Consider the following 9162-nt stretch of genomic DNA (forward strand, 5'->3'; position numbering starts at 1 on the left):
GTTCACCGCAGAGTCGCAGAGGACGCAAAGACAATGAATATTTTTCTTTCTGCTGAGAGGGCAGAAAAAAACTATTGTTTAAAGCTCATAGAGTACTAATATGATGATGGATATCAATAAATTAAGCAGTAGAATCATCGGCATGGGATGGATCTTTTTGCTTTCCGGCGTCTCTGTCCCGCTGTAGTTTGCGGGGTCAGCGGAAAGCAAAAAAAAGATAACCCTTTGCGCTCTCTGCGACTCTGCGGTGAACTATTACGAAAATCCAAAAATAGGGAGTAAAAGCACGTATGGGTATAATTGTCCAAAAATATGGCGGCACGTCAGTTGTGGATATTGATCATATCCGCAATGTAGCCAAACGAATCACAAAAACCTATGATCAGGGTAACAACGTGGTGGTTATTATTTCCGCCATGGCCGGCGTCACCGATGAATTGATAGATATGGCCATGCAGGTTACCGATTCACCTGAAAAGCGCGAATTAGATGTTTTGCTTGCCACCGGTGAGCAGACCACCGCAGCCCTTTTGGCCATGACCTTGAAAGCAATGAACTATCCGGCGATGTCTCTGCTCGGCTATCAGGCGGAAGTGCATACAGACTGCGCCTTCGGCAATGCCCGCATTCTTGACATAGGCGCCGGCCGCATAAAGGACCTGGTGGATGAACGCAACATCGTTGTGGTGGCGGGCTTTCAGGGAATAGACGAGAACGGCAACATTACCACGCTTGGCCGCGGGGGGTCTGATACGACCGCTGTAGCTATTGCAGCGTCGTTGAAGGCCGATATCTGCGAAATCTATACGGACGTTGACGGCATTTATACCGCGGATCCCAATGTCTGCAAGAAAGCCAGAAAAATTGTTGCGATTTCATATGATGAAATGTTGAATATGGCCAGCCTGGGGGCCAAGGTCTTGCAGATCCGGTCGGTCGGATTTGCAAAAAAATATAACGTCCCGGTCCATGTAAGATCAGCGTTCACTGAAGAGGAGGGAACCATGGTTGTCAATGAAGATTCCGGCATGGAACGCCTGGTGGTATCCGCTGTAACCCACGACAAGAATCAAGCTCGCATAACCTTAAAAAAGGTTCCTGATCAACCGGGCGTTGCCGCTAAGATTTTTACGCCGATCGCCGAGTCAGGTATAGTCGTCGATATGATCGTTCAAAATACCCGCGCCGAGGGGCATACGGATCTCACGTTCACTGTTCCGAAAGTAAGTTTTGAAGCCGCCCTCGAAATCGAAGGCCGGGTGGCCGAAGAAATCGAAGCCGAGGACGTGCTGGGCGATAAAAATATTGCCAAGGTATCTGTTGTAGGCGTGGGCATGAAAGACCATTCAGGGGTGGCTGCCAAGATGTTTAACATTCTGGCCCGGGAAAACATTAATATAATAATGATCAGTACCTCGGAAATCAGAATCTCCTGCATCATCGAAGAAAAATATGCGGAACTGGCGGTACGTGTTCTCCACACTGCCTTTGGCCTGGACAAAGAAGAATAAGACCTAATTGAGTTAAAACGCAATTAGGTCTTATCCGTTATTGGTTATCGGAGTTAAGCTGAAAGATAAACAGAATTTGATTTTATGAGTCGCTTTAATACCGATCAGTTGATATTCGTTCTGGTGCTGGCAGCAGTAATTATAGGCGTCACTATCTACCGTTTTCTCCACCCTTTCTGACCAAAACCAACCCCGTTAGGTAATCCTGGTGGGAGGTTCCTGTTTCTCCATTTAAAACTTGTTACAAAATCTCAATATATTATGCAATTAAAAAAATCTGCCAAAAACTATAGGTGGGGTTATTTCTACGTTGTTCTGGCGGCTTTAATGTGGGGATTGTCAGGATCATCGGCCAAATTTTTGTTTAACAGCGGCATTACTCCCTTTCAACTGGTCCAGCTGCGGTTGACCATTTCAACGGTCCTTTTGTTTTTAGGCCTTTTGATCGGCTATTCCTCTCTGCTTAAAATATCCCGCCGCGACATTTTTTATTTTATCATGTTCGGCACCGTGGGTATGGCCGGCGTCCAGTTTACTTATCTGTTTGCCATCAGCAAAATAAAAGTAGCGGCCGCCATCCTGCTTCAGTATCTGGCCCCCAGCTTCATCGCCCTGCATTCCGTGGTTTTTATGCGTGAAAAACTGAGCCGATCGACCCTGACTCAGCCTTTCATTAATAAGATCCCGCAAGCTTTCTTGCGGGAGTTTTATAAAATCGTAACGCGATTTTATTTTGATACAGGAAAGAAATTCTGACGGAAAAATTAATGAATTCGGAGTCTAAGATTTTAAAGTTGGGTCATATGGATCGTTTGATGGGCGTATTTCTGATTGCCGTATCGGCTGCGTCCTTCGGTGCCATGGCCATTTTTGCCCGCATTGCCTATGAAGCAGGAACAAATCCTGTTACAGTTCTTTTTCTACGGTTTACAATTGCCGCCATATTCATGGTAGCAATCATGGCAGCAAAAGACATGGCTTTTCCCCGCGGGCGCCCTCTGATTACTCTTTTATGTATGGGGGGACTCGGTTATGTGGGGCTTTCTTTGGCCTTTTTCACAGCGCTGACAATGGCACCTGCGGGATTAGTGGCCATCCTTCTTTATCTTTACCCGGCTTTTGTTACCTTGCTGGCGACAATCTTTTTCAAAAAACCGGTCACAATATTAACAATGGTGGCACTTTCGCTGTCCTTGGGCGGGACCATACTTATCGTTGGACTGGATGGCGGAAGAGGCGAGTTCCTTGGTATTGTCTTAGCGATTACGGCCGCAGTTCTATATTCAATTTACATCATCGTTGGCAGCAAGGCCATCTCCGATGTGGACGCCTTTGCTGCGTCAACTACCGTAATAATTGCAGCAGGGGTTGTCTTTAGCGCCATAGTTGCCGTCAAGGGTGTAAAATTTCCTGCAACGTCGACCGGGTGGGTTGCCGTGCTTGCCATTGCCCTGATTTCAACAGCCCTTGCCATCGTGACATTTTTTGCCGGTCTCAAAAGAATCGATCCTGCCAATGCTTCCATGATTTCCACACTGGAGCCTGTAGTAACCATTGCGCTGGCAATAATCGTCCTGGGAGAAACAATAACCATGCCCAAAATCCTGGGAGGAGTTATGATTCTTGCCGCCGTGGCCCTTTTGGCAAAGAGTGAAGCTAACTCGGAAGTTTCATAAAAACTTATGAGTTGAATTTTCTTAGACCGTCTCTACTGTTATTCGACTTTTAAAATCTGTGATTATAATGCCAAATCTTCAATTTTAATGCGGGGTGTAAAATTGAAGATCCAAGGTTATCAAGCATCGAGCCTATAAAAAAGAAACCACAAAATATTGATTTTTCCGGCCTACAATCAAACCTGAAGACGAGGGCCTGCTCAGGTGTGGTACTCGTTACGTATCACAGCCATTTAAGGGCTTTGTGGCGCCAGGATACAAGGCAGATATCGCCACACCATCGTTTGGTGATACTATATTGAGGTATCTCAAAAAATTCAGGCCATTGATATTTTGTTTCTATAGCAGGTATCTTGAATTTTAGAATAAAAGTTGGAACACAAAATGTGTTTTATTCTTCCTTCTGCTTGCGCTTGGTGATGTCTCGTACAATGCTAACTATACCGATGGTCTCCCCCGCATCGTTCTTCAATAGTGATACTGTATGATCAGTCATAAATACCTCTCCATTTTTCCTCTCTGCCTTGAATTCGAAGCTGGAACCTTAATCTTTCCGGCGGTGGTTAAAAATATTCCTAAAAATATTAAGATAGTCCCTTTTATATGAAATCCTCTTAACTTTTCACCTAGAAAGATGGTTGCCAAAATAATGCTAAACACCGGTATGAGATGAATAAAAATACCCGTTTTGTTTGCTCCTATAATTTGGATAGACTTGTTCCAAAATATGTATGCCAATATTGACGCAAAGAGAGCGACAAGGGTTACTTTCCGCAACCTTTTTTGAAGAGAGTGTTGTGTTTATCTAACACCGACTTGACAGATGGAAAAAGAAACGGTTATTGGAAAACGGCATTGAATGTTCTGAACGGGGTAAATCCTGCCTGCCCCGCCTGCCCAATTAAATGCCCCATCCTATTTAATCGGGGTAGGTCCGCAAGATCGTACGGGGATCTAAATAAAAAAAAGAAGATTTCCGAAATGACCCCCAAGCGCCATGGTATGCTCGAAATTCATATTGCCGTCATGCTTTTTGGACTTGCCGGCCTGTTCGGAAAGCTGCTGGCACTGCCGGCTTTAGTAATAGTATTTGGCAGAACCCTGTTTGCCTCGTTTACGCTGGGTGCCATACTCTTGTGCTCATCAATACCGCTTCGGACGAAATCAAGGCAGGACCGTGTGGTTCTTGTTTTGCTCGGGGCTTTACTGGCCGTACATTGGACAACTTTCTTTCACGCCATTCAGATCTCAACCGTTGCTGTAGGATTGCTCACATTTTCCACATTTCCTTTATTCGTCACTTTCATGGAGCCCTTTTTTTTAAAGAAAAATTGCGTCTTTTTGATATTTTATTTGCAGGTTCTGTTCTACTTGGCTTAGTCTTAGTAGTTCCATCATTCGATTTTAAAAACAATATCACCCAAGGGGCGTTTTGGGGCACAATATCGGGGCTTACGTTTGCGGTCTTATCTGTATTAAATCGAAAGTACGTCAGCACCTATCTTCCAATGGTGATTGTTTGCTATCAAAATTGGATTGCAACCGTTATATTGTTACCCTTTTTAATTTCTAAAGATTGGTATCTCCGGCCGGCTGACTTTGCTTGGCTGGCAATTTTAGGCATTTTTTGCACGGCTTTGGCCCATGTTCTGTTTGTCAGGAGTCTTGTTCACGTTAAGGCGCAACTGGCAAGCATCATTGCCTGCCTGGAACCGCTTTATGGCATCATTTTTGCTTTGGTGTTGTTTGGCGAGGTTCCGGCATTAAGAACGATTTTAGGTGGAGGTATTATCCTGGGCACCATTATTCTGGTGACAATAAAACGAAATTCAAGTAGGGTAACAACCAGATGAATCCCGCGACCCAAACAGAAAATTACCGTAATCAACCCCTGGCCGGCGCTCTCTACGTATTGATCGCTTCGTTTGTACTTACAATTTTAGGGGCGCTGGTGAAGGTTGTCTCTGCCTCACTTCCTAATGAGATGGTAGTTTTTTTTCGAAATATTTGCGCGCTTGTCTTTATCCTGCCGTGGTACTGGTACAGTCGACCGTTCGGCGGTATCAGGACTAACTGCCTCCAATTCCACCTGTTGCGCGGCATAACAGGGTTGGGAGCCATGTACTGTTTTTTTTATGCCATCGCCCGCCTGCAACTCTCCGAAGCCTACCTGCTCATTGCTACGGCCCCCCTGTTTATTCCAGTGATTGCATATGTTTGGATGCGTGAACCAGTAGCCCGTAATGTGCGCAGGGCAATCATTATCGGCTTTTTCGGAATTGTTCTGATTCTAAAACCCGGTGTAGGAATATTTCAACCGGTTGCGCTTGTGGGTTTGGGGGCCGGCGTGCTTGCCGCCATGGCAATGGTGAGCATCCGTCGCATGTCCGCCACAGAACCGGTTATCCGGATTGTGTTCTACTTTACGGTTTTATCAACCGTGCTTTCCGCCGGCCCCCTGCTGTGGTCATGGCGGTCTCCGCAGCCTGCCATATGGTGGCTGCTCGTTCTCATCGGCCTGCTGGCCACAATCGGGCAATTTTTCCTTACCAAAGGGTATAGCATTGCTCCGGCAGCCCAGGTTGGCCCTTTCGCTTACTCAAATGTTGTCTTTGCAATTTTCATTGGCTGGATCTTTTGGGAAGAAGCGCTGGATTTGCTGACATGGGCCGGGGCTTTATTGATCTGCATAGCCGGCATTATTACCACCCGCCGAACCGCAACGCACGTAATCGTGGGCGCGACCGCCGGGGATTGAAGCCCCCCGGGTTAACCCGAATTTCACATTCAATGATAGTAGATTTTGTCAAGAAATCACACAATTGAGCACGGCAAAAAAATGACGAACTGTTTAAAATATTTACACATCTTGGTTAGTTTTAAAATATTTTTACAAGCATACAATGCTATTTGACACGACACCAAACTTTCCCCCTTCTTTGTTTTGTTATATAAGACCCTAATATATAATAGGTTATAATTGAAGAGCAGTCCAGGCATGTCTCCTGCGCTAATCTGTGGCACATTTATTGCATATTTCGAACTTAAAGGAATGATTTAAAGGAATGATTGCATTTTTTGGTTCCATGTTACCAGGTGGCGGTGGAACCATAGAAACAGAAGCAAGAATTATGGATACGACTGAAAAAATAGAAACTCGATCCAACCCCGGCACGATAATCGACCGTTACAGCAGTGTGGAAATTACAGTTGGCAAATCAGAGCCTGTCTACATGTTTAAAATCAGGAATAGTCCTTTTGCGGGAATAGCTATTTTGGTAAAGGAAGATTCCGTCATTTTAAAACATTTAAAGGTAGGTGATAAATTGAATTTGAAATACAATCCAGCTGTAGCCTCTGATCTGCCGGAATACCTGACATCAGAAATCAGACATATCATCAAAGATGATAACGGGCGATATAACGGGCATTATTTGGTAGATTTTGCCGTCTCGAGAAACTAAACTTTACTCCAACTTTGCCCGAGGGATTTGGGACTCACAGGGCACTCCCACCTGGCAAAGCCCACAGCAGCCATTCATATCAATGCTGTAATTCTCCAGTATATATTTCCGCGTACTTCTGAGGTGCTGATTGCATCTATCCTTATCGTGCCCACTGGAACTCAAGGCTTTCACCGGACAGCGCTGCACGCATTCCTGACAGGTGTCATGGCTGTAGAAAAGACAATATTCTTGATGATTCTGATAAGGCCGGGGAGTAGCAGGGACGGTCAGTTTTGCCACTACCGAACCGGCGCGGACAGCTTTGCCCAAGGGCGTTATCAGGCCATCGCAGAGCCCAAAGGTTCCCAACCCGCCGGCATGGGCGGCATGGCGCTCTGACCAGTTGGAGGCAAAGCCATAGCGCTGGGAAGTTTGTCGAGACCAATGAGGCGACAGCAGGGGAGCCACTGCCAATATTCCTGTTTGCATCAGGGTCTCAACCAGATGCCGGCGTAAAGTTACATTGAATTTTTCGCCGGAGTCACGCGTGATTACCCATCGTCGGGATGGGTAAACTTTCTGGGCCGCGTTTTCATCCTTGGTGGCCCTGGTTTGGGGCAGAATCCAGCTGATAACACTTAGGTCCTGCGGAACTGACTCCGGATCAGGAAAAGTCAGCTGGAAGATTTCCTGCGGTGTCCAGAAAAAAGAGCCGATGTGGCTTTTGAACTCCTGATAAACAGGATCGTCTCCGCGGGAAAAGCCAACCAGGGGAACATCCCACATTTTTCCCATTAAAGGCGCATCAAAACTGTTCACAGGGGAAGCGGCAACGAAATTCGTTATCACCCCCGTCAACCACTCGGCAGAAGGTTTTTCACTATGTTCCGTATCCACGGACGGTCCTCCTTTAACTACAACAGCAAGCTTTAAGAATCTTTTTCATAAAATCGTAACACCTGAATTTTGCAAGCGCTGAGTTTGCCGAAGATCACGCATAGCAGGGGATGCTTTATTTTTTTGACCAATTAGGCAATATATCTATATCGAATAGCTTTCCGAGCTTGACGAATGTAGGAATTGTAAGGGGACTCAAAGGGATCAAGAGCAGTGTTCCCATCCCTAATGTTTTCAGCAAGTTCCTGAATTGCTCGTTGGCCTTATCCATCTCTTTGCTGGTTGCCTCTCCACGGGTAAAGCGATAGTAGGTATCGAGCATCTCTTTGTTCTCTTTGGTTTCTTTTGCAAGGCCGTTCTTGACTCTGGAAAGTCCTTTTACAAGCTCTTCTTTGAGATTTTTCCCGCGAGCTTTTAAGCTTTCTTCACCAAAGATTTTTATAAGCAGCTTTTTGCCATGCTCGTCCACCCAGATCTGTCCGCGGTCTTCAAGGCTCTGTTGTGTTTTAACCAGGCGTCTGATAGCTTTCCCCGGCATCTTTTTCATTTTATTTACAAGTTTTCGCGACATAATTAAATTCTCTTTCGATATAGAATCACGTGGAATTACCGGAATACGTTTGCCATTACTGAAATCATATTCATCTCTCATGGTTACACCTCAGTAGGCTCCCCCTTGAGGAACGATAGCAAAAACATAGATTATCTTTTTTTCAATATATGGAGTAAATAGAATACGCCATTTTCCGACCCGGAGACGAAAATCTCCCTGGAGTTTTCCGGTCAGAGCTCTGACGTTAGGATGCAACAAAGGGGCATCAACACTTTCCAGTTCGCGCAGAGCTTCCTTCATCCTTGTTCGTGCTTTTTTGTCAAGTTTTAAATAATATTTTTCTGCGGTCGGTTTGACTTCAATCTTCCAGTTCTTCAAGAGATTTCCCTTTGATGCCTTTAGCTATTTCCGCTTTTCCCGGTTCTATAGCTACCACCCATTCCGGTTTGGAAAGAAGGTCTAAGGTCTCTTTGTGCCGTTCAATATATTCATCGATAAGGTCAGAGAGAATTTCTTTCATTTCTCTCTTTTCAATACTTGCAAGTACTTTTAGGATATCCCTTTTTTGCTCGGGAATACGTACTGTTGCAGTTGCCATACTTTCACCTCCTAGTTGCCTGGTAGAATACGCCATTGAGCGCCTGGTGTCAAGAGCAGAATTGACCCTTTTGCTTCTGCATATCCGTAACATATTCAAAGAAGGTGAATTGGATCAACGTTCAGTTGTCAAGAAAGACTTGACAACTGCCAGCGATGGGAAAAGATACAAAACCAAGTTTTACAACAGATTAGGGGTCAAATCTGCTCTTGACTCATGTAGATTGATTGTGCAGGGACAACCTTATTATGAGATTTAGGGGTCAAATCTGCTCTTGACTCATGTAGATTGATTGTGTAGGGACAACCTTATTATGAGTAGGCCGTTGAGAATAGAATATCCGAATGCTTGGTATCATGTAATGAACCGTGGCAGAAGAGGCGAGAAGATATTTCATGACAAGCTGGATTACCAGATGTTTGTTGATCTTCTCGTTGAAACTACGGAAAGGTGGAATTTTCGTATATCAGCCTATTGTCTT

The 9162-nt window shown here is 45.1% G+C and carries 12 protein-coding genes and 1 pseudogene; 7 read left to right on the forward strand and 6 right to left on the reverse strand.

Going from position 1 to position 9162, the window contains the following annotated elements:
- The first annotated feature begins 290 nt into the window (after nt 1-290).
- From V3S16_RS17390 to V3S16_RS17400, 3 genes are all read left to right on the forward strand, one after another.
- Nucleotides 291-1511 carry an aspartate kinase gene (locus V3S16_RS17390; RefSeq protein WP_413887258.1) on the forward strand — a complete coding sequence of 407 codons (1221 nt, stop codon included), beginning with the start codon at nt 291-293 and terminating at the stop codon, nt 1509-1511.
- Between the two features lie 261 nt (nt 1512-1772).
- The gene (locus tag V3S16_RS17395) at nt 1773-2267 is read left to right on the forward strand and encodes a DMT family transporter (protein ID WP_413887260.1); all 495 of its coding nucleotides are present in this window, start codon (nt 1773-1775) and stop codon (nt 2265-2267) included.
- A gap of 11 nt (nt 2268-2278) precedes the next feature.
- A complete protein-coding gene (locus tag V3S16_RS17400) occupies nt 2279-3187 on the forward strand; it encodes a DMT family transporter (protein WP_413887262.1) in 909 nt (302 codons plus the stop codon).
- Between the two features lie 391 nt (nt 3188-3578).
- Here V3S16_RS17400 and V3S16_RS17405 read toward each other — a convergent pair.
- Both V3S16_RS17405 and V3S16_RS17410 read right to left on the reverse strand, forming a co-directional pair.
- Nucleotides 3579-3713 (reverse strand): annotated as a pseudogene (locus tag V3S16_RS17405) (PAS domain S-box protein); the annotation flags it as partial.
- Nucleotides 3680-3964 carry an EamA family transporter gene (locus V3S16_RS17410; protein ID WP_413887264.1) on the reverse strand — a complete coding sequence of 95 codons (285 nt, stop codon included), beginning with the start codon at nt 3962-3964 and terminating at the stop codon, nt 3680-3682. The gene V3S16_RS17410 and the pseudogene V3S16_RS17405, both read right to left, overlap by 34 nt.
- A 204-nt stretch (nt 3965-4168) precedes the next feature.
- Between V3S16_RS17410 and V3S16_RS17415 the strand changes: the two genes are divergently transcribed.
- From V3S16_RS17415 to V3S16_RS17430, 4 genes are all read left to right on the forward strand, one after another.
- Nucleotides 4169-4567: an EamA family transporter gene (locus tag V3S16_RS17415; protein ID WP_413887266.1), complete on the forward strand. Its 399-nt coding sequence runs from the start codon at nt 4169-4171 to the stop codon at nt 4565-4567.
- Nucleotides 4519-5040: a DMT family transporter gene (locus V3S16_RS17420; RefSeq protein ID WP_413887268.1), complete on the forward strand. Its 522-nt coding sequence runs from the start codon at nt 4519-4521 to the stop codon at nt 5038-5040. The genes V3S16_RS17415 and V3S16_RS17420 overlap by 49 nt, the downstream gene beginning before the upstream one ends.
- Nucleotides 5037-5945: a DMT family transporter gene (locus tag V3S16_RS17425; RefSeq protein WP_413887270.1), complete on the forward strand. Its 909-nt coding sequence runs from the start codon at nt 5037-5039 to the stop codon at nt 5943-5945. The genes V3S16_RS17420 and V3S16_RS17425 overlap by 4 nt, the downstream gene beginning before the upstream one ends.
- A 307-nt stretch (nt 5946-6252) precedes the next feature.
- A complete protein-coding gene (locus V3S16_RS17430) occupies nt 6253-6651 on the forward strand; it encodes a hypothetical protein (RefSeq protein WP_413887272.1) in 399 nt (132 codons plus the stop codon).
- A gap of 3 nt (nt 6652-6654) precedes the next feature.
- Here the strand turns inward: V3S16_RS17430 and V3S16_RS17435 are convergent, their stop codons facing one another.
- The 4 genes from V3S16_RS17435 to V3S16_RS17450 all read right to left on the reverse strand — a co-directional run bounded on the left by V3S16_RS17435 (nt 6655) and on the right by V3S16_RS17450 (nt 8681).
- A complete protein-coding gene (locus V3S16_RS17435; protein WP_413887274.1) occupies nt 6655-7530 on the reverse strand; it encodes an epoxyqueuosine reductase in 876 nt (291 codons plus the stop codon).
- A 115-nt stretch (nt 7531-7645) separates the two neighbouring features.
- Complete coding sequence (locus V3S16_RS17440) at nt 7646-8182, reverse strand: hypothetical protein (RefSeq protein ID WP_413887276.1); 537 nt, start codon at nt 8180-8182, stop codon at nt 7646-7648.
- A 9-nt stretch (nt 8183-8191) separates the two neighbouring features.
- On the reverse strand, nt 8192-8461 hold the full coding sequence (locus V3S16_RS17445; protein ID WP_413887278.1) for a type II toxin-antitoxin system RelE family toxin: 270 nt from the start codon (nt 8459-8461) through the stop codon (nt 8192-8194).
- A complete protein-coding gene (locus V3S16_RS17450; protein WP_413887280.1) occupies nt 8442-8681 on the reverse strand; it encodes a hypothetical protein in 240 nt (79 codons plus the stop codon). The genes V3S16_RS17445 and V3S16_RS17450 overlap by 20 nt, the downstream gene beginning before the upstream one ends.
- Nucleotides 8682-9162 lie beyond the last annotated feature (481 nt).

It is taken from the genome of Candidatus Desulfatibia sp., from assembly GCF_036446775.1.
Lineage (GTDB): Bacteria > Desulfobacterota > Desulfobacteria > Desulfobacterales > UBA11574 > Desulfatibia_A.

Excerpts from the sequence above, each read along its gene's own strand:
- V3S16_RS17390 (WP_413887258.1), top strand. The coding sequence starts at position 291 with ATGGGTATAATTGTCCAAAAATATGGCGGCACGTCAGTTGTGGATATT.
- V3S16_RS17395 (WP_413887260.1), top strand. The coding sequence starts at position 1,773 with ATGCAATTAAAAAAATCTGCCAAAAACTATAGGTGGGGTTATTTCTAC.
- V3S16_RS17415 (WP_413887266.1), top strand. The coding sequence starts at position 4,169 with ATGACCCCCAAGCGCCATGGTATGCTCGAAATTCATATTGCCGTCATG.
- V3S16_RS17440 (WP_413887276.1), bottom strand. The coding sequence starts at position 8,182 with ATGAGAGATGAATATGATTTCAGTAATGGCAAACGTATTCCGGTAATT.
- V3S16_RS17425 (WP_413887270.1), top strand. The coding sequence starts at position 5,037 with ATGAATCCCGCGACCCAAACAGAAAATTACCGTAATCAACCCCTGGCC.
- V3S16_RS17430 (WP_413887272.1), top strand. The coding sequence starts at position 6,253 with ATGATTGCATTTTTTGGTTCCATGTTACCAGGTGGCGGTGGAACCATA.
- V3S16_RS17450 (WP_413887280.1), bottom strand. The coding sequence starts at position 8,681 with ATGGCAACTGCAACAGTACGTATTCCCGAGCAAAAAAGGGATATCCTA.
- V3S16_RS17400 (WP_413887262.1), top strand. The coding sequence starts at position 2,279 with ATGAATTCGGAGTCTAAGATTTTAAAGTTGGGTCATATGGATCGTTTG.